The following is a 24,431-nucleotide window of genomic DNA, read 5'->3' as shown; positions in this document are numbered from 1 at the left end:
ACCTCTGTGATGCCGCATATCGCGAACACTTTAATCTAATTATTAGCTTGATGGCGCGTTTATCTAGACTCTGGCGCTGTTATCAAAACCGTTGAAATACGTTCTTAATGTTTCGGCTTTGCGCGGATGAATATTAGCCTTACTAAAATCTCCACGATGGTGTGCGACCACTCGAGGGTTCATGACTTTGAACCAAAGCGGTGGAAAGTAAGCCAGCATCATCATCGATGCATAACCTGAAGGCAGTTGCGGGCTGTCATCAAAATGCCGCAGTGCTTGGAAGGCGCGATTGGGGTGTGCATGATGGTCTGAATGACGTTGCAGTTGATACAGCACTAAGTTGGTAACGATATGGTTACTGTTCCATGAATGTTTTGGTAGGCAGCGTTCATACTCGCCATTGTCGCCCTGTTGGCGAAGAAGGCCGTAGTGCTCAACGTAGTTAATAACTTCCAATAGAGACGCACCAAGTATGGCTTGAATTACGAGAAACGCGAGTGCCGGCCAACCTAGGAAAAGCGTGCATGTACCGAAAAGAACAACCGTCATTGCCCACGCTTGCAGAACATCATTGCGCCAATGCCAAAATCCCAAGCCTTTGCGACTAAGGCGCTTACTTTCAATCTCACACGCTGAGCGCAAACTGCCGATCACGGTGCGCGGTAGAAATCGCCAAAAACTTTCACCCATTTTGGAGCTTGCGGGGTCTTCAGGTGTTGCTACTCTGCGGTGATGACCAAAATTGTGTTCTACATAAAAATGGCCATAGGCAACAGGCGCTAGCGCCAGCTTTGCGAGGAATTGGCTAAGTGGATCGCGCTTATGGCCCAACTCATGGCCTGTATTTATGCCGATCCCATTTACATAAGCGCAGCTGAATAAGCCGGCAATAATGCCTAAGGGGCCAAGCTCCGTGCAGGCGAACCAAACGGTAATTATGGTGCCAGCGTACTGGAGTGGGATGTAGGCGTATACGATATAGCGATAGTAATTATCGGCTTCAAGCTGGTTGACGGCTGATTCAGGTGGATTGGAGTGATCGGTTCCAATAAAGAAATCTAGCGCTGGAATAATGAAATAGACGATGACCGGTGTTAGCCACCACCCCCATATTTGTCCAGTCTGCATAAATACAATCGCGCCAAAAATAGGAAATAGTGGAACCAGGAGTCCCAACGACCATAGGTAGCGTTTAGGGTCATGCCATCGTGCTTCGCCGTTTGTATTCATCTGGGATCTCCTTTTATTATATTTACAAGTGTAAAGTTGTAAATTATGCTTTAACTTAACGGGTGTCAAGTTAAAGCTTTGATTTTTGTTCGGGTCGGGCAATAAGGTTTGCGGTAGTATCGCTGCCTCTCCATACTGCATAACGCACTAAGCTTGGTTTGAAATTGAGGAAGGTATGAGTTCTGGGAAGCCTAAACAAAGTCGAAAGGGCAATCGTGAGAAGTTAATGAGTGCGGCCCTAGTCCTACTTGCAGAAGATCAAAGTGGCTTGTCGGGTATTAGTTTACGCCGTATTACAAAGGCCTGTGATTTAAGCCCGCCAGCATTTTATAGCCACTTTGCGTCAATGGAGGAGTTGGGTTTGGCGCTGGTAAGTGATGTCGGGGCAACGCTGAGAGCCTTGCTAAAAGGTGTTCGAGACGCAGATACAGAAGCATCTGTTGTTGCAGCTTCCGTCGATGCGGCATTTTCATATATTCGTGGTAATGAATCCTTATTTATTCTAATTGCAAGAGAGAGAGCAGGGAGCTCGGCTCTAATTCGTGCTGCGATTCGCAATGAGGTTCGGCAGATCGTAGAGGAGATGGCGAGTGACTTTCATGAACGGGGCTTATTTGAACGCTTTACTTTGCCAGAAAAAAAAGCTGCCGTGGCGGCAGTAGTTTCATTAGGTCTTGCACTGATCCCAGATTTGCTTGATTTGTCGCGGGACTCATCAGCTGAAGGTGACGCTCTCTTGTCGCAATTTGAGTATCAAGTGCAGTTTATATTGTCATGATAAATACAATACTCTAGCTAATCTGCATGGCCATGACGCAGTTTGCCCAGATGAAACCCTAAAGCGATCAGCTAATACCGTCCCCACGCTGGAGTACCTAGGGGTATGAGCACGTCTTCCGGGACTAATAAGTGATAGTAGTCCATGCCGCGGTGCGATCTACCTCGTTGTGAATAGCGGGCAAGTAAAATATCCGTATTTCATTGAACGATTGCTGAAATAGAGCGAACCCATAAAATGAGTGATCATCGAATTTACGCGGCGATTTTTACGCAGGTAAAAAGGGCGTTACCGGTAGAGCCCGCAAACGGAACAAGTTTTTCGAAGTCGTGCTCAAAAACATGGACTTCAAAGTAAGGGCTGAGTAGGGCTAACAATTCCTCGAAGCTTACTGCCACCATGCAGTGCTCGTCTTGCCAGTTTTCCGTGACATTTAAGGTCGTTTTGTGAATGCTAAGCTTTAGAGCTTGTTGTTCGCCATTACCGCAGTAATACCACCTCGAGCTGAAAACAAACTGATTACCGTCTTGTTCTACGGTATGGCTGGTAAATGAATTGTTGTCGATTTTATTTTTATCTACCGCATTAAAGCAAAATACGCCGCCGGTGCTTAAGGCTTTATGGGCATGGCGAATACACTTTTGAAGCTTGATTACGCTGCTGTTGTAGTGAATGGAGTATAAAAAGCAGGTGATTAAATCGACGGGGACATCCAAACGGAAATCACACATGTCTTGCTGGCTGAACTGTGCCTCGGGGCAGTGATGTTGCGCGATATCCAGCATCGGCTGATTTATGTCCAGTCCGCTACCGTGGTAACCACGGTCGATTAAGTGCCGGATGTGTGGGCCGGTGCCGCAGGCTAAATCAAGATGATTTTTGCCCTCGTTGCCAAAAATTTGCCATAGTCTGTGGGCTGTGTCGCTTTGGGCCTGATAGTCGATATCGGCGCACATAATGTCGTAGTAAGTCGACAGATCGGTATAGAGAAGATTATCTGACATGGGCAAGGTGCGGCGAATTTTTAAGGTGGCGAAGTATAGCAACTGGCGGTGTTTTGGAAATAAAAATGGTGTGATATTACAAAATATCACACCATTTTTATTTAGCGGCAGTCAGTGAGATTGACTGCTTGCCGCTACGTAGACCGCTAATATTAATAGCGCAGTGCGATGGAAACACCGAATGTCTGTGGTGCTCCCCATGTTGATAGCGCGCCATAGAACTGTGGTAACACCTGATTTCTGTATTCTTCATCCGTCAAGTTGTCACCAAACAATGCTACCGTGTAGGTGTCGGAGGGGTCGGTCCATGCTGCGCGCAAACTCAGCAAGCTATAGGCATCTTGCTCATACGCCTGTGAAGAGTCGAAGTAAAAATCAGAGCTGTAATACCATGTTGCCGTGAGGTTAAATTCACCTTCGGCAATAACTTGTGTGTAGCTGGCGCCGATATTGGCGGTCAACTCAGGTGAACGAGCCAAATTATTCCCTGATGCGTCTTCATAGCTGGGCACAAATATTCCCGTAGAAGCACCACATGCCACGGGATCAGTACATTGAGTCCAGACTTGCGAGCGAGCAAAGTCATCGTATTCTGTATTTAGATAATTGGCACCCGCGTTAACTTCCAGTTCTTCAGTCAGCGCGTAGCGAATTTGGCCTTCAATGCCAAAAATGCTGGAGTCCGCTGCGTTTTCGACTACGCTCGAAGCGCCGATATAACTGGCAACCTGCAGATTTTGATAGTCGTAATAGTATGCGGCTAAATCAAACGCCATTTGGCCTGAATTATATTTATAACCGATCTCATAGGCTTTGATTTCTTCCGGTTCAACCTCTACACCATTTAAACTGTCGCCCCCGACGTTGAGAATGGCGGATTTGTAGCCTTCGGTATAAGACACGTAGGTGCTGGCGTTTTCACCTAATTCATAGCGTAGCGCAATTCGCGGCGATAGCTGTGAATCATCGAGGCTGGGCGCCTCGGTGCGAACTAGGGTGCTGCTGACGAGGTAACCCTCGATGTCGTCCTGGCTGTAACGAAGTCCCAATGTGAGGTATAGGTCAGATCGTAATTCATAGGTCATATCGCCGAATAGCGCCAGCGAATTCACCTCCACCCCGGATCCGCCATTGCGTACAAAAGCGCCGCCAGTCGCAGGAGAGGCGCCGCGGTTATCATCAAAGACCGAGGTGTTATTGAAGTAGAACAGGCCGGTCGTCCACTGCAATGGACCATCCCCCGATGACGATAGCAAGAACTCCTGGCTAAATACTTTATCTCTGTTATTGAAAATAAAATGGTAAATCAGCTGCTCGGACATATCGAAGTCTTCGTGGTGCGTGGCAGTTTCTTCCCGGTATTGGGTGTAGGAGCTTAGCGTTGCGAAATCCAAATCCGCTTTAATTGTCAGCTGAACAGCTTCGGCTTCAGATTGAAATATCGGTAGAAAATCATTGGACACTTGATCGGGACGGGTTGCGACGGGGGTGCCAAAGGATTCTGCCGAGGCGTAGGTTCTGCCGTCTTTCTCATAGGCGTTAGCTGCAACAGACGAATTGTCTTCGGTATCTGCATAGGCGTAACGCAGTAATATTGACAGCGTGTCCGAGGGTTCAAACATGGCCCCCAAGCGTATGGCGGAATTTTCGTATTCGCCATCGGTGTCGGACCCCGTCGCAATATTGTCTACAAAGCCGTCGCTTGAACGCAATAATCCGGCAATGTCAAAGGCGAGCACATTGGCACCGCCGGTTGCATAGGCCTGGTAGCGCTGGGTATTGTAGCTGCCGTATGAAGCTTGTAGTTCCAGACTTTCTTCTATGCTTGGTTCGCTGGTGGTGATGAGTATGGCGCCGCCAGTCGAGTTGCGGCCGAACAAGGTACCTTGAGGGCCTTTGAGAACCTGTACACTTTCTACGCTGAGTAGTTCAGAATCCGCGACAAAAGGATTGGAAGAGTAAAATCCGTCGGCGTATATCCCGACATTCGAGCTGCTGCCAGCGACCACAACTGCAGTGCCAACGCCACGTATGGTGGGTTGCGCAAAACCACCGGTATTGTCAAAGCGCAGGCCCGGGGTCAGTTTCATGATATCGCTGAGTTGTTGTACGTCACCCTGGCCTAATTGTTCGCTGCCGATGGCAGTAATCGCAATCGGTACATCCAAAGAGCGCTCTGTGCGGCGCTGCGCAGTCACTCTCACTTCTTCAATCACACCGGTACCGGAAGCCGCTTTGCTAGCCCGGCTGGTGTCTTGTGCTAATACAGGGTGGATTGCAGAGAGTGCGGCCATAAAACTCAGGTACTGAGAGCAACGTTTAACTGTAGGGCATATAGAAGCTCGGCGTGGACGAGAATTCTTCATAGCGTTTCCTTATTTATTTTATAGTGTGTTAGTTGAGTTTTGCTGCACTCAAAAGTAGGTTGTGTGTCATAACTGATTATTTTTCTGTTCATGAAATTTATTCTGTCGGTATAACTGTGCGTCGGCCTCACGGGCGCGCCCACCTATATTGAACAACAGTGTTGATTTAAAATCTTAAATTTATATTCTTAAGAAAGCAAATGTATTTGCTGGCTGACACGGCGATTAAAATTGTTGTTTGAGCAGTGGCGGGATGATTTTAGAGCTGCAGCACAAGTGGCAGAGTAGCTAGGGAGGGGCGTTGAAAAACGAGTGGATAGCAGCGGCTATCCACCATAATGAGGAAAGAGTGCTAAATTATTGCGGGCCAGTTTGCTGGCCTGGATCTGTCCACAGTGCAGACCAAATATAGTCGCCAGACAGAAAATACACAGCGTCTTCGTGAATGACTGAGCGATTCTGAGCTCCATACCAGTTTTCATTTGGCGCTGGGCTGGCGATGATATCGCCAATCAAATCTAAACTGGCGGCAGCAGGGTTTGCTTTCCCATTTATTTCCAATAGATATAAACGATTCTCGTTTATATAGGCACCTTGATCGGTGTTGTAAGAAGTCTGAACCGGTACCGTTAAGCGATCAGTGCCGTCTGCTTGCGCCAAATACGTAAAGGCGTGGCGGTTGTATTGTGCTTCGGAATAATTCCAGCCACCTTCTTTGCCAAGCAGAGCGGTAGCTAACTCGGTGGGGTTGGCAATATTTGCCACATTGAACAGACTGAGTTTTACCAAGCCCTGACTCTGTGCGGATTGGCCTAGTCCAAGTAATAAGCTGTCATTTACTGGATGCAAAAAATCAGAGAAGCCGGGTATTTCAAGTTCGCCGGCAATGTAAGGGTCGGCGGGATTACTCAGGTCCAGGACGTACAGCGGGTCTATCTGTTCAAAGCTAACGAGATATAAGCGATCGTCCAAAAAGCGCACGCCATAGAGCGACTCATTTGGCTTGCCGATTTCTGCGGGTCTGCTGCTATTTGGCAGTGCGGACACCTGATCCAGGCGCAAATCATCGCTGGCTTCTTGCAATATAGTTAATTGATGGTCACGCAGATCTTCGCTATCGCCGGTGTAACGTGTAGTGACTACGCGCAATTGATTGCCTTTTTCAGACATTCTGAAATCGACTTGGCCGCGATTCCATAAACTACCCGCTATATCAGCTGAGACTCGATAGTCCGGTTTGCCCGCACCGAGTGAAAATTTGTGCACCCGCGTTTGACCTTCGCTACTTCCGTTACGCGCTTGGCTCAAATACAAGGCGTTAGCGGACATGTAAATACCATTGGCGTCTTCGTCATAGCAGGTGGTTTGGGTACTGTTTGGGTTGTTGAGTGGAATTGCGGTAATGCTGGTAATAACCGGATAAGCGTATTCGTCAGCTTGATCGTTCCGGGTGATTAAGCAGTCCTCTGCTGTAAATAATGGCTTTGTTTGTTCATTGATCGTGATGTTAGGAATGATATCTGCCGATGTTGTGCCCGCGAGAGTTTGCTTGTTGGCATTAGCTTCTTGCTGACTAGCAGGATAGTAGTAAATATTATCCCAGTACGGCGTGTGGCGACTGATGAGATAGAGAGTGTCGCCAATGCGACGACTGTCTACAAAACCACCTTCGATACTGATGTTCCAAGGCTGGGAAATATTGTCGATGTTGCTAGTGTCGTAAATTTTTACCGCCACTGACTGTTGTCCCCACGGCGCTATTTGTTGCCATGCGTCACCGTAGCTGCCATAAAACTGAGTCGTGCCAATACTGATGAGTCGATTATTTTGCACATACAATCCCTGCACATATTCACCGTCAGCCAGCGGAATTGTGGTCACTTCTTGTGCGCTGGCATCGTCAGGGTTGGTACTTAAAATCCGAATGCTGCCTGGGTTTTGAGGGTTCTGTGGCGCAACGAGAGCATCGCTAGCGAAGGCGGCGTTGCCTTGGCTAATAAAGCAGCAGGTCTGCTGGATGGTCGGTACGATGTAAAGGTAATCTCCGTCGTATTTGAGTACATCAAATTCATCGACATTGTCTTCTAAGCTATAAGTGCTCGAATAACCACTCGGCGATGCACTATTGTCAGTGGCGGCGCCCTCTGCGGCTAGCGGCGGTTGTTGATCTTGTCGATTCCCGTTTGTTTGAGTGTAGGCAGATTTAAAACGCGCGACGAACTCTTCGTCGCTACTAACAGAACGCAAAAGGCTATTCGAAGAGTCTTCAACACTTGGTGCAGCGCCACTACCACCAGATCCACCACCACAGGCCGAAAGCACTGCGCAGAATAGGGCGGTTGTTATTTTACGGATTGTGCCTTTTTCGATATCCATTGCGATACTCCCTTCATATTCCATGCTCGGGGCTTTCTTGGCCTGTCAAAAGATTGCGATCTTTCGCTATTATTGTTCTGATTTTTGTCTACTAAGCAGTTTAGACCTGCGCTTTCTAAAGTAAATGGGTAGTTGCACGTAAGATGATCAGCTAAGGTTTTAATGTCATTTTGAGACTAGGGATGAAATCTTTACCGTCAAATCGGGCTTTGCGGTAAGCTTTGCGAAACTCTTCAAAATATTGCTTATGCGTTACTACAGTCTAGAAAAGTACATTAACTTGTTTGACGGCTATCGTAAGGTTTTCAAGATAGATAGTCACAACCTGATGCTGCTGCAATTAGATGGCGCTCGCTATCTGATTGAAAGCAATTGCCCCCATCGGGAGTATCCGCTAAGTAGCTCTGACGTGTCGGGTATGGAGCTAATTTGCCCTCAACACGCATATCGTTTTGATATTCGAAATGGCGAATTAACGCATTTTAGCGAAGAGCCGTGCCGGAATTTGCGTTGCTATGAGGTTATTGATCGGGACAATGAGGTTGGTGTGATGCTGGACTACTAACTATATTGGCTTACCAAAATTTGAAAGCATAAAAAAAGCCCTGCCAGTGAAAACTGACAGGGCTTTTTGTTTGGCTGAGCTAATTACTTAGCTGCAGCTGCTTTCTTTTCTTTCTCTTTAGCAATAACCGCTTCAGATACGTTCATTGGGCATGCTGAATAGTGCGAGAACTCCATAGAGAATTGACCGCGACCAGAAGTCATCGTACGCAGAGTACTGATGTAGCCAAACATTTCTGAAAGAGGTACATCTGACTTAATACGAACGCCCGTGGTGTTTGGCTCCTGGCCAGAGATCATGCCGCGACGACGGTTCAAGTCACCGATAACATCACCAACGTGATCTTCGGGGCTGTAAACATCGACTTTCATGATGGGCTCAAGAAGCTGTGGGCCGGCCTTAGGCATAGACTGACGGAATGCGCCTTTTGCTGCGATTTCGAAAGCGATAGCCGAGGAGTCGACCGCGTGGTATCCACCGTCTACTAGCTCAACTTCTACGTCTAGTACTGGGAAGCCCGCTAATGGACCAATACCCATCATAGATCTAAAGCCTTTCTCGATAGCGGGGAAGAATTCCTTAGGAACGTTACCGCCAACAACAGACGACTTGAAGGTGAAGCCTGTGTTTGCTTCGCCCGGCTTGATTTTGTAGTCGATTTTACCGTATTGACCTGAACCACCAGACTGCTTCTTGTGCGTGTAGCTGTCTTCGATAGGCATGGAGATGGTTTCGCGGTAGGCAACCTGCGGTTGGCCAACTACTAGATCAACGCCGTAAGTACGTCTAAGGATGTCCACTTTAATATCAAGGTGAAGCTCGCCCATCCCTCTAAGAATGGTTTCGCCCGAGTCAATGTCAGTTTCAACGCGGAAGGTTGGATCTTCGGCAACCATTTTGCCGATGGCGATACCCATTTTCTCGGTAGAGCCTTTGTCTTTTGGTGTAACAGAGATCGAGATTACAGGCTCTGGGAAGACCATGGCTTCAAGTGTGCAAGGGAATTTAGGGTCACATAGAGTGTGACCGGTTTGCACGTTCTTCATACCCACGATTGCGATAATGTCACCGGCCTGCGCGAAGCTTAATTCGTTGCGCTCGTCAGCTTGCATCTCAACCATACGGCCAACACGCTCAGATTTACCTGTGAACGAGTTAAGGACGGTGTCGCCTTTGTTCAATTTACCTGAGTAAATACGTACGAAGGTTAGGGCGCCGAAACGGTCGTCCATGATTTTGAATGCTAGTGCACGGAAGGGTTCGTCATCGGCAACGATAGCGTACTTGCCGTTTGGATTACCTTCTTCGTCAGTTAGTGGTTGCGGGTTAACTTCAGTTGGCGTTGGCAAGTAGTCAACAACCGCATCAAGTAACAACTGCATGCCTTTGTTTTTGAAGGCAGAACCACAGTAAGTTGGGAAGAACGCGAGCTCCAAAGTACCTTTGCGGATGCAACGCTTGATGTCGTCATCAGAAGGTTGCTCACCTTCCATATACGCCATCATAACGTCGTCGTCCATTTCAACTGCGTTTTCGATCAGTTGCTCGCGGTACATCTCAACGTCATCAACCATATCGGCTGGCACGTCTTCTATGGTGTAGTTTTCTGGCTGTCCAGTTTCATCCCAAATGTAAGCTTTACGGCTTAACAGGTCGACAACACCTTTGAAGGTGTCTTCGCGACCGATAGGCAGAGTCATGATTAATGGCTTGGCGCCAAGTACTTTAGTTACTTGATCAGTTACGCGGATGAAGTCAGCGCCGATACGGTCAAGTTTATTAACAAAGATAAGACGTGATACTTTTGAGTCATTCGCGTAGCGCCAGTTGGTTTCTGACTGAGGCTCAACGCCGCCAGAACCACAGAATACGCCGATACCGCCATCGAGTACTTTCAGCGAGCGATACACTTCAACTGTGAAGTCAACGTGGCCTGGTGTGTCGATTACGTTAAAGCGATGGCCTTTCCAAAAACAGCTTACCGCTGCTGACTGAATGGTAATCCCGCGCTCAGCTTCTTGTTCCATGAAGTCGGTGGTTGACTCGCCTTCATGAACTTCACCGATTTTATGGATTTTACCGGTCAGCTTGAGGATACGCTCGGTAGTCGTGGTTTTACCGGCATCAACGTGGGCGAAAATACCAATATTTCTGTAAAGGGATAGATCAGTCATAGCGCTCTCTAGATAAGCTGGGTTGAAAATAGGCGGGTAATGTACAGCAAATTAGTCAATTTTGCTCGTGTAAAAGTAAAGAAGGGGGACTTTGCTTGGCTTTTTTTATGTAAAAATGTCGGGATGGCGCGAAAATACGGCTTTCGTCATAAATTTGTCAGGAATATGTCATGTTTTCAGCAGCTTGATGTTTTGAGCGGCGCGCTAGATTTTAGCAGTTTTTAGCTTATTAAGTCGTGAATTGAAAGCCTAATAGAGTCTGCGCAAATACCTGAGTTGCTCTCCTCGGGCCCACATTCGGTCAAAGCGCTCCTGGTAGTCACTGACCTTGGGAGGAAGAAAATAGCTACACCAGCTTGTCTCAGGTGCGCTTTCTGAATGCACGAAGATACCGCTGCGGTCGGCAAGTACAAAAAATTCATTTAATTCAGCTTGTGAATCGAAAGGCAGAACTCGCAGGGGTATGGAGGAGGGCAGTCGCTGACATAGCTCAATCAATGGGTGACGCTGCTCTCGCAATGGCGATTCATCGCATATCAATAGTCTTATTTCACTCTGGCGATGGCGCCTGGCTAGTGCGGATAAAGCGCTAACAATATCTTCCCTTGCGTATACCGCAGGGTCAAGTGAGCGGCTAAATATGCGCAGTGTTCGGCGCGCCTGCTGACATAAATCCAGGGCGGTAGCGGCATTATCACTGGGCAAGAATATTGCGCTGTCTTGGCCTAGCTTGCGGGACTCGCGCAGTAGCAGCTGCATTGATTGATGGGGAATTCCCGCGTCCATAAACATATCGCCGAAGGCTATAAAGCCTTGTGCGACATAAAAGTTGATGGCGTGATCCTGGGCAGACAGCGTTAGCGAGCGCCAGTCTTGCTCTTTGGCATATTCAATTGCAGCTTGCAGTAGCGCTTTGCCCACCCCTTGTTTGCGAAAGGGTTTACGCACCGCCATGCGCCCAATTCCGCCGTTATCGAGCATTCTAACGGTGCTAACAGCCTCGTTATTGATATAGGCGAGCCAGTGATGGCAGTGGGGATCGTGATCGTCGATTTCTAGTTCGATGGGAACATGCTGTTCGTCGATGAAAACCTCGCGACGAATGGCCACAAGTTCAGCTTCACTGGTGTGCCAATCAGTCTTGCGTATCATCGTAAAAACACAGGGTGCCGTTACAGAAAAGGGCATAAATCATGTCAGGACTTAGGCGGTGCGCTGTATCTATCGTGACGCCACACTCGATTTCGCACAGCGCTCTAACATCGCCGCGCTGCTCGGCTGGATAGGGAAACGCGAGGCCATCCGCAAATAAATACTGATCGTCGAAGGCAAGCCGGGCTCCCAACCGCAATTGCAGCACCGCGCCCTCGGCAAGCTCCAAAAGAAATGCTTCTGGGCTCAGGGAGTCGTCTACCATGCTTTCTTGATCAGGGATACGAGTCATCATCTCGCCGAACCAGCGCGCAAGGTGCTGGTCATCGTCGATGTGGCGCTGTATCAGCGATTTAACATGCTGGCGCACCTGCGCAGAAATCTCGGCGGGGTGTGCATCAGCGCTGAGCTGCGGATCTTGATAACGTAAAGATTCGTCGAGGTAGCTGGCAATATCGTCGCTAAAGTCGCTGAGCAGCGCGGCTTCCGATGGGGCTCGAAAACCAACGGAAAGGGTGATGCAGTCGTCGCCTTCAGCAACTCCCCAATGCGCCACTCCAGGCGGCACATAAAGGACATCACCCGCTTCCAGTAGGTATTCCTGTTCTGCGCTGAAATCCTTTAACAAACGCAGTCCAGATGTGTTTGATAGGGCATTGCTCGGCGTGCAGTGGCCACCGATTTTCCAGCGTCGGCGTCCGCTGCCTTGCACTAAAAAGACATCGTATTGGTCGTAATGCGGGCCGACATTGCCACCGTCGCAGGCGTAACTCACCATGACGTCTTCTGTTCGCCAGCGAGGAATAAAGCGGAAGTGTGCCAGCAGTTCGGCTAATTCGGGTAGATAGTGATCGACACTTTGAACCAATAAGGTCCACTTCGATTCGGGAAGGGTGCCGAAATCGTCCTCTTTAAACGGGCCGTTGCGCAGCTCCCAGCCGCCATCTTTTTCAATGATAATTCGGCTGTCGACATCGTCTTCACAGGCTAGACCCGCAAGGTCATTGCCATCTAATGGGCAGTCATAATTGGGTATCGCATTTTTTATAAGCAGGGCATTGCGCTGCCAAACTTGATCTAAAAATGTTTGTGGATCAAAGTGTTGCAGCGCCATTATGTTAAATCCGTTTAGCTTGGGCAACGGCGTTGCCGATATAGCTTGCTGGCGTTAGTTCCCGCAATTCGGCCTTCGCCGCGTCAGGCATTTCAAGGGTGTCGACAAAGGCTTTTAATATATCTGCCGTAATACGCTGGCCGCGGGTAAGTGCTTTCAATTTTTCGTACGGCTCTTCAATGCCGTAGCGACGCATAACCGTTTGAATAGGTTCGGCAAGTACTTCCCAGCTGTCATCAAGATCCGCGGCTATTCGCGCAACGTTAATCTCCAGCTTGCTCAAGCCCTTCATAGTGGCCTGATACGCCATCGTGCTGTAGGCAATGCCCACGCCCATATTGCGCAGCACAGTGGAGTCGGTCAGATCGCGCTGCCAGCGTGAGATGGGCAACTTGACGGCCAGGTGGTGAAGAACCGCATTGGCTATTCCGAGGTTGCCTTCCGAGTTTTCAAAATCAATGGGATTCACTTTGTGCGGCATGGTTGACGAGCCCACTTCGCCGGCAATTGTGCGCTGTTTAAAGTAGCCCAGCGAGATATAGCCCCAAATGTCGCGATCAAGGTCAATTAAGATGGTGTTGAAGCGGGCAATGGCATCAAATAATTCGGCGATGTAATCGTGGGGTTCAATTTGGGTGGTATAGCGATTCCAGGTAATACCGAGCTTACTAATAAAGTCGTCTGCGTTTGCCTCCCAATCAATGTCTGGGTAGGCCGACAGGTGCGCATTGTAGTTGCCTACCGCGCCGTTAATTTTACCTAGCAGTTCAATGCTTGCTATGACCTGGCGCTGACGCCGCAGACGCGCAACCACATTGGCAAATTCTTTGCCCATGGTGGTTGGGCTGGCGGTTTGGCCGTGGGTGCGAGACAGCATGGGAATTTCGGCAAATTCATGGGCTTGGGTGGTGAGCTTGTCGATGATGGCATCGCATTCGCTCAGCAGTATTTCACGACCTTCTTTCAGCATGAGAGCGTGAGACAGATTATTGATGTCTTCTGATGTGCAGGCAAAGTGCACGAATTCGGATACTGCAGCCAGTTCTGTGTTGCCGCTAATAGCATCTTTTATAAAGTACTCAATTGCTTTTACGTCGTGGTTGGTGGTGGCTTCGATGTCTTTTACCTTTTGCGCGCCCACTTCATCAAAATTACTAATTAGCGCTTCTAAGACGGCGTTCGCGTCACTGCTAAGAGCTCGTACTTCACCGATGGCTGGGTTGGCAGCAAGTTGCTGGAGCCAGCGCACTTCAACGATAAGGCGATACTTGATCAGACCGAATTCGCTGAAAACAGGGCGCAAGCTAGCGGTTTTGTTGCCGTAGCGGCCATCGACGGGGGAGATGGCAGAAAGCGCGGATAAGTCCATAGTAAATACCTTTTCTAAATCGGGGCGGGCAGTGCGGAAAGCGCGCAATAATACATGAATTAACGTCGGATTTCAGTCGCTAACAGTTGTTTGGTTTGGGCGAAAATTCGATTTCGTTGCAGCACCAGTTTCCAGCGACTGCCGCCGGCTTGATGCCACAGATAGGCCGCTCGAATCGCGGCTAACAAAAGCGTGCGAATTCGAGCCGCATTATTGGCGTTTTGCAACTCTTGCGCGCTGCCAGTGATTTGGATTCTAAAGTTGTACTTGGAAATTGTATCTTGATAAATAGCTGAAAGAGAATTCGATAAGGTGTTGATATCATTTCCATTAAAAGATTTTTGCTTGGCGGTATGCTGCAGGCGGCTGCGCAATATTGCGCTCGTATCTGCGTCACCCCGCAATTTTTTGTATAGGTGCAGCACGCCTAGACAATAGCGCATAACACTTTTGCGCTCGCCGTAGTCATTGCCACTGAGTAAATCCCGCAGTCCCCGCACGCCAATTTCCAAATTCTCTATGCTGCCATAGGCTTCTTCGGTGGTATTGGCAGAAAAGGCAAATAGGCTTTCTATGGTTGCCTCTACCGCTTGCGGCTCGGCTTGGCCGGTACGCGCTATTTGATCGACCAGAACCGCTGCCTGCACAATTGCGGCGAGAGCCAAGATTTGCTGCCTAGCCTGGATGTCTTTGTCTGTCGGCGTGATTTGTTTGTCGTCACTCATTGATACTGATATCCCGCTTCGATAATACCGCCGCCAAGACACACGTCGCCGTCGTAGAATACGACTGATTGGCCGGGTGTGATGGCGCGCTGTGCTTCGCTGAAATGCACGTCAAAGCCGGTGTCAGTAGGACGTATTTCGCACTGCTGATCGGCTTGGCGGTAGCGGGTCTTGGCTGTGCAATTATGCGGGAATATTGGCGCTTGCCCGCTAATCCAGTGAATGTCGCTTACCTGTAACGCCTGCTTGAACAAGGCGGGGTGTTGACTACCCTGTGCTACTAATAACACATTGCGCTCAAGGTCTTTATCGATAACGTACCAGGGCTCTTCGCCGCCGCCTTTTACGCCGCCAATGCCAAGGCCTTGGCGCTGACCGATGGTGTGGTACATCAAGCCGCTATGCTGGCCCATATCGATACCATCAAGGGTTTTAATTCTGCCCGGTTTGGCTGGCAAATACTGCTGGAGGAAATCTTTAAAGCGTCGCTCGCCGATAAAGCAGATGCCGGTGCTGTCCTTTTTGTCGTGGGTGATCAGTTCGTGTTTTTCTGCTAGGGACCGCACTTCGGGTTTTTCAATTTCACCCACCGGAAATAAGGTTTTGGCCAATTGTTCGCTGCCTACGGCGTGCAGAAAATAGCTTTGATCCTTATTCGGATCTAGGCCTTTTAACAGCTGGCTTGTCCCGTCAATGTCGCGTCGCCGCGTATAGTGGCCGGTCGCGATGTAATCTGCCCCCAAGACAATGGCGTACTCAAGAAAAGCTTTAAACTTAATTTCGCGATTGCACAGGATATCTGGGTTGGGTGTCCGGCCGGCTTTGTATTCTTCAAGAAAGTGCTCGAACACATTGTCCCAGTATTCGGCGGCGAAATTTGCGGTGTGAAGGTGTATGCCCAGTTTATCGCAAACTGCGCTGGCGTCTGCTAGGTCGTCTTTGGCAGTACAGTATTCCGTGCCGTCATCTTCGTCCCAGTTTTTCATGAACAAGCCTTCAACCTGAAAGCCTTGTTGAATCAAGAGTAGGGCAGATACCGAGGAGTCGACACCGCCGGACATACCGACGATAACTTTAGTGTCACTGGGGTCTTTCTGAATCATTCATGTATCCGTTACGCGGTGAGTTCGCTGCGCTAGTAAATCATTGATAGTGGGTGGCGCTGACCCTGTAAATACCTTTCTAAACACTCCAGAACTAAGGGGCTGCGAAGTTGCCCGCGGCGCTCTCTTAGCTCATCGGGCGTTAACCAAATGGCCTGCTCAATATCGATGTCGAGTTTTTGCTCAGGGCAAAACGCGATGGGACGAGCGAAAAAACTGGTTCGATGGTAGGTCACGCCATTGGCGGGTGCTTTGTAGAGGCCTACGCCAACCACGCCTAAGATCTCTACTCGCCACTGTGTCTCTTCTAGTGTTTCTCTGAGTGCAGCCTCTATTAAGCTCTCGTTTTCTTCAAGATGGCCGGCTGGCTGGTTTAAGACTTTGCGGCCATGCTTAATTTCTTCGACAAATAAAAACTTACCGTCATTCTCAACCAATGTTGCAACAGTGACATGTGGATGCCATTCCATAAATGAACCCGGCCTTTAAAGTGCGGATTGTAACAGGAGCAGAGGTTTAAGGACTACGCTTGCGCCGTGATGGTTTAGTGGATTTGCGGTAGTTAGGTTTTGGCTTGTGGGTGTTTTGTGGCTTGTAGCGAATAAATTCCGGTCCCAGGGTGGCCGAGGTGTGCTCGCCTGGCGCCAAGCCTTCTATGTTCCAATTGCCAATGCTAGCCCGGATCAGGCGCAGAGTCGGGAAGCCCACGGCAGCCGTCATGCGCCGAACCTGTCTATTGCGACCCTCGCTAATGGTAAGGCTTATCCAACTGGTGGGGATGTTGGCGCGAAATCGCACCGGAGGAGTGCGGGGCCAGAGTGACGCTGGCTCAACAATTTTGTCTGCAATTGCCGGCAGGGTTGGGCCGTCATTGAGGCCCACGCCGGCTCGCAGTTGTTTTAATGCCTCTTCGTTAATGTCGCCATCGACCTGCACCCAGTAGGTTTTTGGGAGCTTGTGACGCGGATGGCTTATCTGGTGCTGAAGTTCACCGTCGCCTGTTAAAATCATCAAGCCTTCTGAGTCATAATCGAGCCTTCCCGCTGGATATATGGCCGGTATCCTGATGTAATCAGACAGGTTGGCTCGCCCATCTGAGTCGGTGAATTGACTCATCACTTGGTAGGGCTTGTTAAAAAGAAAAATATCACTCACGATAAAAATAGGCTCATTCATAGAAGAAATCTGGGTATAAAGTGTTATAATGCCGCGCTTTTTGCAGAAGCTGCATTGTAGCAATATGTAGCTGTTTTCATTATTTGAGCGAGCACTAGCACAGATACTAACTCATAAACCATGGAGTCAAAAATGGGATACCAACATATCAAGGTACCTACTGCGGGCGAGAAAATCACCGTTAATGCGGATCTTTCCCTCAATGTACCCGATCGGCCAATTATTCCTTTTATCGAAGGTGATGGCATCGGGGCCGACATTACTCCGGTGATGATCAACGTAGTTGATGCAGCCGTTGAAAAAGCCTACTCAGGCGCCAAGAAAATCAGCTGGATGGAAATCTACACTGGCGAAAAAGCAGCAGAGTTGTACGACGGTGACTGGTTCCCGGCAGAAACTCTAGATGCAATTAAAGACTATGTCGTAGGCATAAAAGGTCCTTTGACTACGCCCGTCGGCGGCGGCTTCCGTTCATTGAACGTCGCGTTGCGCCAAGAACTAGATCTTTATGTATGTCAGCGTCCAGTGCGTTGGTTTGAAGGCGTACCTTCTCCGGTTAAAGAACCGGGCAAAACCAATATGGTTATTTTCCGCGAAAACTCAGAAGACATTTATGCGGGTATCGAGTGGAAAGCGGGCACACCAGAAGCTGATAAAGTCATCGAATTCTTACAGGAAGAGATGGGCGTTACTAAAATCCGCTTCCCGCAAGAATGTGGTATCGGTATCAAGCCGGTATCTAAAGAAGGTACCGAGCGCCTAGTACGTAAGGCATTGCAATACACCATCGATCAAGATTTGCCGTCACTGACCATTGTGCACAAAGGCAATATCATGAAGTTCACCGAAGGTGCGTTCAAGAATTGGGCATACGAGCTAGCGGTCAGCGAGTTTGGTGCAGAGCTGATTGATGGCGGCCCATGGGTTAAGTTTAACAACCCTAATACTGGCAAAGAAATCGTCGTTAAAGATGTTATTGCTGACGCCATGCTGCAACAGGTTTTACTACGTCCAGACGAATACAGCGTCATTGCTACGCTTAATTTGAATGGTGACTACTTGTCTGATGCACTTGCAGCCCAGGTTGGTGGTATTGGTATCGCACCGGGTGCAAACTTGAGCGATAACATTGCGTTGTTTGAAGCTACCCACGGTACTGCACCTAAGTACACAGGCCTGGACAAGGTAAACCCAGGTTCCTTGATCCTGTCTGCTGAAATGATGCTGCGTCACATGGGTTGGAATGAAGCTGCTGACCTGATTATCGACGGTATGAACGGCGCAATCCAAGCTAAGACGGTAACCTACGATTTTGAGCGTTTGATGGAAGGTGCAACCTTGCTGAAATGTTCTGAATTCGGTGATGCTATCGTTAAGCACATGGCGTAAAGCCATTTTGCCACCGGCGCTGCCGGTGGCAAAATCTCTAAATTGGAAATTTTCTTCTTTTACTCTTCGTCTGATGCCTGAATGTTGGTCGCATGAAGTCCTTTGGGGCCTGGCTCCGCGCTAAACTTCACGCTTTGTCCCGCTTTTAAGGTTTTGTAGCCTTCCATCGTAATAGCCGAATAGTGCGCAAAAACCTCATCTTCACTATTTTCTGAAACAATGAAACCGTAGCCCTTGGCGTTATTGAACCACTTTACAACACCCTGCTGCATAGCTTTTTATCCTTAATTGTCGTTATAGTTATTGTCATATTTACGCAAACCACCTTGTATTTTGCGACTTAGCCCCCATTTTTAAAACAGTCCGGCCTCTTCGTCAAGTGAAGAAGATGTAAGTCGTTAAGTTGGTTAATTTCCCTATTGCGTGGGGTTATAGTGGTGATAAGCTCAGGTAAAGCCAGTGAAAATGAACATTGATATACAAAACTCAGGTAATAAAGCCGACGAAGATCACGGTAATGGCTTAGCAATTCAAGAGGCAAAGCCTGAATTGAAGAAGCCACGCATGTATGCGGTGATCTTGTTGAACGATGATTACACTCCGATGGAGTTTGTTGTCGAAATTTTAGAGGACTTCTTTTATTTGGATCGGCAGCGCGCCACCCAAGTAATGCTTGCAGTACACACCAAAGGTAAAGGGGTGTGCGGCGTGTTTACCAAAGATATCGCGGAAACCAAAGCGGCACAGGTAAACCAGTACGCAAGAGATAATGGCCATCCGCTACTTGCTGAGATAGAAGAAAGCGATGATTGAAGTTTGTAATGTCAAAGGGCGGACGTAGTCTATGTTGAGCAAAGATCTCGAAACAACATTGAGCCAGGCATTTAAATCGGCTCGTAGTCGTCGACATGAGTTTATGACGGTTGAGCACCTGCTACTGGCTTTAGCAGACAATGAGGCTGCCGTTAAGGTGCTGCTAGCCTGCGGTGCTGATTTAACTCAGCTCAAGGGCGAGCTAAAAGAGTTTGTTGAGGCCACCACGCCGCGCATTCCCGAAGACGACGCAGAGCGCGATACGCAGCCCACACTGGGCTTTCAGCGCGTGCTTCAGCGAGCGGTATTCCATGTGCAGTCCTCCGGTAAGCAAGAGGTCACCGGCGCAAATGTGCTGGTTGCCATTTTTAGTGAGCAGGAAAGCCAAGCTGTTTACTTTTTAAAGTCCCAAAATGTTAATCGTCTAGACGTGGTGAATTATATTACCCACGGCATCTCAAAAGTATCTGGCGCCGAGGGGCTTGAGCACGATCAACAGCAAGATCAAGAAGGTGAAAATGGCGATCCTGAGCAGCGCCCACTTGAGAATTTTGCCACTAACTTAAATGAAGAGGCCAAGGCGGGGCGGATTGACCCGCTGATTGGGCGTGCTGAAGAAGTCGAGCGCGTTGCGCAGATCCTTACCCGCCGACGCAAAAACAACCCTCTACTCGTTGGTGAGTCCGGCGTTGGTAAAACCGCGATCGCGGAGGGCTTGGCAAAGCGTATAGTCGATGGCGAAGTACCCGATGTCCTTATCGGCAGTGTGGTTTACTCATTAGATATGGGCGCATTGCTTGCCGGTACAAAATACCGCGGTGATTTTGAAAAACGCTTAAAAGGCTTACTCGCCGATCTTAAGAAGCGTGAAGGCGCCATTTTGTTCATAGATGAGATTCACACTATCATTGGTGCCGGCGCGGCGTCCGGTGGTGTGATGGATGCGTCCAATCTTTTGAAACCGCTGCTCAGCTCTGGACAGATGCGGTGTATCGGTTCGACTACCTTCCAAGAGTATCGCGGTATTTTTGATAAGGACCGCGCGTTGAGCCGTCGCTTCCAAAAAGTCGATGTAAACGAGCCGTCAGTGGAAGATACCTTCTTAATATTGAAAGGTCTGCGCTCGCGCTTTGAAAGTCATCACGACCTCAAGTATACCGATGGCGCATTGCGCTCAGCGGCAGAGTTGTCGGCACGCTATATCAATGATCGCTTTTTGCCTGATAAGGCAATTGATGTGATCGACGAAGCGGGTGCCTACCAGCGGCTGCAAAAACCAGAAAACAGAGTGGAAAAAATTGATATCGCAGAAGTAGAGGCGATTGTCGCTAAGATTGCGCGTATACCACCTAAAAGCGTGTCGTCAGACGATAAAGCGTCATTGGCCAAGCTCGAAGACAATCTCAAAATGGTGGTCTTCGGTCAGGATCAGGCGGTATCGGAACTCAGTGCATCCATTAAACTTGCGCGCGCAGGTTTGAAGTCAGCAGAGAAGCCAATAGGGAGCTTCTTGCTAGCCGGCCCAACTGGTGTTGGTAAGACTGAGATTTGCCGACAGCTTGCCAAACTGCTTGGCTTAGAGCTGATTCGTTTCGATATGTCGGAGTATATGGAGCGCCATACCGTATCTCGTCTCATCGGTGCGCCCCCGGGTTATGTTGGTTTTGATCAAGGCGGCTTGCTAACCGATTCCGTCACCAAGCATCCCCACTCTGTGGTGTTGTTAGACGAAATTGAAAAGGCCCACCCTGATTTGTTTAATCTGCTCCTGCAGGTCATGGATCATGGTTCGTTGACCGACAACAATGGCCGCAAGGCAGATTTCCGTAATGTGATATTTGTCATGACGACCAATGCTGGCGCTGAAAGTATGAGCCGCCGTTCAATAGGCTTTACAGAGCAGGATAATCAAACCGACTCTACCGAGGCGATCAACCGCTTATTCACACCAGAATTCCGCAATCGCTTGGACAGTGTTATTTCCTTTGCGCCGCTGCAGTCTGACGTTATTTTAACCGTTGTCGACAAGTTCTTGGTTGAATTGCAGGCGCAGTTAGACGACAAAAAAGTGGTCTTAAATGTGGACGATGCTGCACGCCGCTGGTTAGTTGAGAATGGTTATGACAAAACCATGGGGGCGCGGCCAATGGCACGCATCATTCAGCAGCACATCAAGAAACCACTCGCTGAAATGGTTCTGTTTGGCAGCCTGGAGAAATGTGGTGGGGTGGTGAGTATCACCGTCAAAGGTGATGGTCTAGCTCTAACCGCAGAAACGGTGGATGAGGAGGAGAGCCAGACCTGCGATTAAGCTAATCGCCCTTAACGGCCGCGGAAGGTAATGCGGCCTTTGGTAAGGTCATAGGGAGTTAGTTCAACCTTGACCTTATCACCCGTTAAAATCCGGATGTAATGCTTGCGCATTTTGCCTGAGATATGGGCTGTCACAACGTGGCCATTTTCTAAGCGCACACGAAAAGTTGTATTGGGCAATGTGTCGATGACTTCGCCTTCCATTTCTATCTGGTCTTCTTTCGCCATTCGGCAACTATCCTCGAAAGTCTTTAAGAATTAATGATTGAGTAGCACTGAGGCCACTGGGGGCTGTCAAAACTGCGCGCATTTTGCCTGAATTTGCCGAGCTTGGCAATTTACATAGGGTATTGATAAAGCAGAGTTTCGCTTGGCGCTTAGTTGAGTCGAACCCAGCGACTGTTAATTAGCAGTTCTATAGGGCGGTAGTCGGTTTTATAAGCCATTTTTTGGCAGTCACGAATCCAATATCCGAGATAAACATAGGGCAAATTTAAAGATTTCGCGTGGGAAATTTGCCAAAGAATACCGTAAACACCCAGACTCCGCTTGTTTAGATCGGGGTCATAAAAGGTATAAATGGCGGATAAGCCATCATCGAGTATATCGGTTACCGCAACGGCGACTAAGGCCCCCTCAGCATAAAAATGGACGTATGCTGTTGTTGCGCTACTTTCGCCTAAAAAGCTGTCGAACTGTTCGCGTGAGGGTGGAAACATATCACCATCGCGGTGGCGGCCATTTATATAGCGCTCGTATAGTGGGTATGCTTGCGCTGATGGCGCTGGTAAAACCTCTGTAGATAAATCTGCGTTACGATTTATTGTTCTGCGTTGGCTTCGGCTTGCCTTAAATGTCATTACTGGGACTCGACTGGCAATACACTCTTTACAGCGTTTGCAGTCAGGTCGATAAATATGATTTCCGCTACGTCTAAACCCACGCCGTGACAATTCGCTGTAGAGCAGGGGCGAGGGCGACATATCTGGATCAATGAATATAGTCTGCGCTTCGCGGTCACCAAAATAACTACAGGGGTGAGGGTGGGTAGCGTAAAGTTTTATTTCCTTCGAGTCGGTCATGCCTATTCCGCTAGCGTTTTTTGCCCGTAACGCCAATTCATAGTCCAGTTTGCCACGGGGTGCCCGGGGAGGTTGGTATATACGCTAAGGTGCTGCCTAAACTTTTCCCGAGCGATTTCCTGTGCGCCCATATTATCAAGGTAGTCATTTCCTACCTGACAATCAATGAGAGGATATCCCCATTCTTGAATTTGGCCGCAGAGATGTACCAGCGCTATTTTAGAGGCATTGGCCTCGCGACTAAACATGGATTCGCCAAAAAACACCTGGCCAATACCCATGCCGTATAGACCGCCTATTAACCGTTCTTCCCGCCAAACCTCTACCGAGTGCGCCCAGCCCTGTTGGTGAAGGGCTCGATAGGCAGTGCGCATGTCGTCGGTGATCCACGTGCCTGGCCGCTTTGGGCTAAGTTCTGCACAGCCATCGAGCACGTCATTAAATGCGCGATCAAAGCTGACGGAATAATCTTCGCGTCGCAAGGCTTTGCGCAAACTGCGATTAATATAAACGTCTTGCGGATTTAGCACTGTCCGCGGTTCTGGGGACCACCAAAGAATCGGCTGCGATTCTTCGTACCATGGAAAAATACCCTGATGGTAGGCCGCTAATATACGATCTGTACTGAGATCACCACCAACGGCTAGCAAGCCGTTGGGGTCATCTAAGGCGCTATCGATATCAGGGAAATCGAGCTTATCGATGTCGAGCCAAGGAATAGTCGGCATTTGATAAGCTGCAGTTAATTACGCTAGATCGTCGAGATAACGTTCAGCGTCGAGCGCCGCCATACAACCGAAACCAGCTGAGGTGACCGCTTGACGATAGATGTGGTCGGCAACATCGCCAGCCGCAAAAACACCTTCTACGCTGGTGCGGGTGGCATTACCTTCCGTGCCGCTGTGAATTTTAAGATAGCCATCTTTCATGTCTAGTTGGCCTTCAAATATATCGGTATTGGGTTTGTGACCGATAGCTATAAACACACCGGCAAGATCAAGTTGCTGTGTGCTGCCATCTTTGGTGCTTTTTATGCGTATGCCTGTCACACCGCTGTCGTCGCCCAAGACCTCATCTAAGGTGTTATTCCACAAAATATTCACGTTGCCATTGGCTGCGCGCTCAAGCAGCTTATCTTGCAGAATTTTTTCTGAACGAAGACTATCGCGACGGTGAACCAGGGTAACTTCTGACGCGATATTCGATAAATATAACGCCTCTTCAACAGCGGTATTGCCGCCGCCAATAACGGCAACTTTTTTGCCGCGATAAAAGAAACCGTCGCAGGTCGCACAAGCAGAAACACCTTTACCCATAAACGCTTCTTCAGAGGCGAGGCCAAGGTACTGTGCCGACGCACCTGTTGCGATAATTAAGCCATCGCAGGTGTAGGTTTTGCTGCCGGTAAGTGTAAATGGTTTCTTTTTGAGGTCGACCGACTCGATGTGATCGAAAATAACGTCGGTATCAAAGCGTTCGGCATGCTCTTGCATCCGCTGCATTAACTCTGGCCCTTGCACACCGTTTTGATCGCCAGGCCAGTTATCAACATCTGTTGTCGTGGTTAGCTGACCACCTTGTTGAATACCAGTAATAACAACAGGCTTAAGGTTGGCGCGGGCAGCGTACACTGCGGCGGTGTAACCGGCGGGGCCTGAACCGAGAATAATTAGGCGGTGGTGTTGGCTGTCGCTCATAAATT

General features: G+C 48.9%; 22 protein-coding genes. 5 read left to right on the top strand and 17 right to left on the bottom strand.

What is annotated here, in order from left to right; translation table 11 throughout:
• Positions 1 to 63: 63 nt before the first annotated feature.
• The gene (locus AAC007_RS12740; protein ID WP_339677299.1) at positions 64 to 1,230 is read right to left on the bottom strand and encodes an alkane 1-monooxygenase; all 1,167 of its coding nucleotides are present in this window, start codon (positions 1,228 to 1,230) and stop codon (positions 64 to 66) included.
• A gap of 175 nt (positions 1,231 to 1,405) precedes the next feature.
• Between AAC007_RS12740 and AAC007_RS12735 the strand changes: the two genes are divergently transcribed.
• Entirely contained in the window at positions 1,406 to 2,008 is a 603-nt protein-coding gene (locus tag AAC007_RS12735) for a TetR family transcriptional regulator (protein ID WP_295872111.1), read from the top strand.
• A 254-nt stretch (positions 2,009 to 2,262) separates the two neighbouring features.
• Here AAC007_RS12735 and AAC007_RS12730 read toward each other — a convergent pair whose 3' ends face one another.
• The 3 genes from AAC007_RS12730 to AAC007_RS12720 form a co-directional block, all read right to left on the bottom strand.
• Positions 2,263 to 3,012: a class I SAM-dependent methyltransferase gene (locus AAC007_RS12730; RefSeq protein ID WP_339677297.1), complete on the bottom strand. Its 750-nt coding sequence runs from the start codon at positions 3,010 to 3,012 to the stop codon at positions 2,263 to 2,265.
• Between the two features lie 152 nt (positions 3,013 to 3,164).
• The gene (locus AAC007_RS12725) at positions 3,165 to 5,378 is read right to left on the bottom strand and encodes a TonB-dependent receptor (protein WP_339677296.1); all 2,214 of its coding nucleotides are present in this window, start codon (positions 5,376 to 5,378) and stop codon (positions 3,165 to 3,167) included.
• Between the two features lie 357 nt (positions 5,379 to 5,735).
• On the bottom strand, positions 5,736 to 7,754 hold the full coding sequence (locus AAC007_RS12720; protein WP_339677295.1) for a beta-propeller domain-containing protein: 2,019 nt from the start codon (positions 7,752 to 7,754) through the stop codon (positions 5,736 to 5,738).
• A 247-nt stretch (positions 7,755 to 8,001) separates the two neighbouring features.
• On the opposite strand from AAC007_RS12720, the gene AAC007_RS12715 reads away from it, so the two are divergent.
• Positions 8,002 to 8,319: a Rieske (2Fe-2S) protein gene (locus AAC007_RS12715; protein ID WP_339677294.1), complete on the top strand. Its 318-nt coding sequence runs from the start codon at positions 8,002 to 8,004 to the stop codon at positions 8,317 to 8,319.
• A gap of 83 nt (positions 8,320 to 8,402) precedes the next feature.
• Here AAC007_RS12715 and fusA read toward each other — a convergent pair whose 3' ends face one another.
• The 8 genes from fusA to AAC007_RS12675 all read right to left on the bottom strand — a co-directional run bounded on the left by fusA (position 8,403) and on the right by AAC007_RS12675 (position 17,111).
• Complete coding sequence (gene fusA, locus AAC007_RS12710) at positions 8,403 to 10,493, bottom strand: elongation factor G (RefSeq protein WP_339677292.1); 2,091 nt, start codon at positions 10,491 to 10,493, stop codon at positions 8,403 to 8,405.
• A 249-nt stretch (positions 10,494 to 10,742) separates the two neighbouring features.
• On the bottom strand, positions 10,743 to 11,645 hold the full coding sequence (locus tag AAC007_RS12705; protein ID WP_339677290.1) for a GNAT family N-acetyltransferase: 903 nt from the start codon (positions 11,643 to 11,645) through the stop codon (positions 10,743 to 10,745).
• Complete coding sequence (locus AAC007_RS12700) at positions 11,629 to 12,759, bottom strand: cupin domain-containing protein (protein ID WP_339677288.1); 1,131 nt, start codon at positions 12,757 to 12,759, stop codon at positions 11,629 to 11,631. Before AAC007_RS12700 ends, AAC007_RS12705 begins: the two co-directional genes overlap by 17 nt.
• 4 nt (positions 12,760 to 12,763) lie before the next feature.
• The gene (gene purB, locus AAC007_RS12695) at positions 12,764 to 14,128 is read right to left on the bottom strand and encodes an adenylosuccinate lyase (protein ID WP_339677287.1); all 1,365 of its coding nucleotides are present in this window, start codon (positions 14,126 to 14,128) and stop codon (positions 12,764 to 12,766) included.
• A 59-nt stretch (positions 14,129 to 14,187) separates the two neighbouring features.
• Positions 14,188 to 14,853, bottom strand: a complete 666-nt coding sequence (gene hflD, locus AAC007_RS12690; RefSeq protein ID WP_339677286.1) for a high frequency lysogenization protein HflD — start codon at positions 14,851 to 14,853, stop codon at positions 14,188 to 14,190.
• Positions 14,850 to 15,956, bottom strand: a complete 1,107-nt coding sequence (mnmA, locus tag AAC007_RS12685) for a tRNA 2-thiouridine(34) synthase MnmA (RefSeq protein ID WP_339677285.1) — start codon at positions 15,954 to 15,956, stop codon at positions 14,850 to 14,852. Before mnmA ends, hflD begins: the two co-directional genes overlap by 4 nt.
• Positions 15,957 to 15,988: 32 nt before the next feature.
• Complete coding sequence (locus tag AAC007_RS12680) at positions 15,989 to 16,426, bottom strand: NUDIX hydrolase (RefSeq protein WP_295872091.1); 438 nt, start codon at positions 16,424 to 16,426, stop codon at positions 15,989 to 15,991.
• A 46-nt stretch (positions 16,427 to 16,472) separates the two neighbouring features.
• Positions 16,473 to 17,111: an rRNA large subunit pseudouridine synthase E gene (locus AAC007_RS12675; RefSeq protein WP_295873089.1), complete on the bottom strand. Its 639-nt coding sequence runs from the start codon at positions 17,109 to 17,111 to the stop codon at positions 16,473 to 16,475.
• A gap of 153 nt (positions 17,112 to 17,264) precedes the next feature.
• Here AAC007_RS12675 and icd point away from each other — a divergent pair, with 153 nt between their 5' ends.
• Positions 17,265 to 18,521: an NADP-dependent isocitrate dehydrogenase gene (icd, locus tag AAC007_RS12670; RefSeq protein ID WP_295872088.1), complete on the top strand. Its 1,257-nt coding sequence runs from the start codon at positions 17,265 to 17,267 to the stop codon at positions 18,519 to 18,521.
• 59 nt (positions 18,522 to 18,580) lie between these two features.
• On the opposite strand, the gene AAC007_RS12665 is transcribed toward icd, so the two are convergent.
• Positions 18,581 to 18,793, bottom strand: a complete 213-nt coding sequence (locus AAC007_RS12665) for a cold shock domain-containing protein (RefSeq protein WP_219043740.1) — start codon at positions 18,791 to 18,793, stop codon at positions 18,581 to 18,583.
• 193 nt (positions 18,794 to 18,986) lie between these two features.
• Here AAC007_RS12665 and clpS point away from each other — a divergent pair, with 193 nt between their 5' ends.
• Positions 18,987 to 19,334: an ATP-dependent Clp protease adapter ClpS gene (gene clpS / locus AAC007_RS12660; protein ID WP_219044218.1), complete on the top strand. Its 348-nt coding sequence runs from the start codon at positions 18,987 to 18,989 to the stop codon at positions 19,332 to 19,334.
• 31 nt (positions 19,335 to 19,365) lie between these two features.
• A complete protein-coding gene (clpA, locus tag AAC007_RS12655; RefSeq protein WP_295872085.1) occupies positions 19,366 to 21,645 on the top strand; it encodes an ATP-dependent Clp protease ATP-binding subunit ClpA in 2,280 nt (759 codons plus the stop codon).
• Between the two features lie 11 nt (positions 21,646 to 21,656).
• On the opposite strand, the gene infA is transcribed toward clpA, so the two are convergent.
• The 4 genes from infA to trxB all read right to left on the bottom strand — a co-directional run bounded on the left by infA (position 21,657) and on the right by trxB (position 24,426).
• Positions 21,657 to 21,875 carry a translation initiation factor IF-1 gene (gene infA, locus AAC007_RS12650; RefSeq protein WP_022957154.1) on the bottom strand — a complete coding sequence of 73 codons (219 nt, stop codon included), beginning with the start codon at positions 21,873 to 21,875 and terminating at the stop codon, positions 21,657 to 21,659.
• A gap of 149 nt (positions 21,876 to 22,024) precedes the next feature.
• Entirely contained in the window at positions 22,025 to 22,729 is a 705-nt protein-coding gene (locus tag AAC007_RS12645) for an arginyltransferase (protein WP_295872079.1), read from the bottom strand.
• Positions 22,730 to 22,731: 2 nt separating this feature from the next.
• Positions 22,732 to 23,457 (bottom strand): leucyl/phenylalanyl-tRNA--protein transferase, encoded by a 726-nt coding sequence (gene aat / locus AAC007_RS12640; RefSeq protein WP_295872077.1) that lies wholly within the window; start codon positions 23,455 to 23,457, stop codon positions 22,732 to 22,734.
• 18 nt (positions 23,458 to 23,475) lie between these two features.
• On the bottom strand, positions 23,476 to 24,426 hold the full coding sequence (gene trxB, locus AAC007_RS12635; RefSeq protein WP_295872074.1) for a thioredoxin-disulfide reductase: 951 nt from the start codon (positions 24,424 to 24,426) through the stop codon (positions 23,476 to 23,478).
• Positions 24,427 to 24,431 lie beyond the last annotated feature (5 nt).

The sequence above is a fragment of the uncultured Zhongshania sp. genome (assembly GCF_963975605.1).
GTDB lineage: Bacteria > Pseudomonadota > Gammaproteobacteria > Pseudomonadales > Spongiibacteraceae > Spongiibacter > Spongiibacter aquimaris.
Note: the sequence above shows the minus strand (reverse complement) of the source record. Positions and strands in the feature narration are given on the sequence as shown.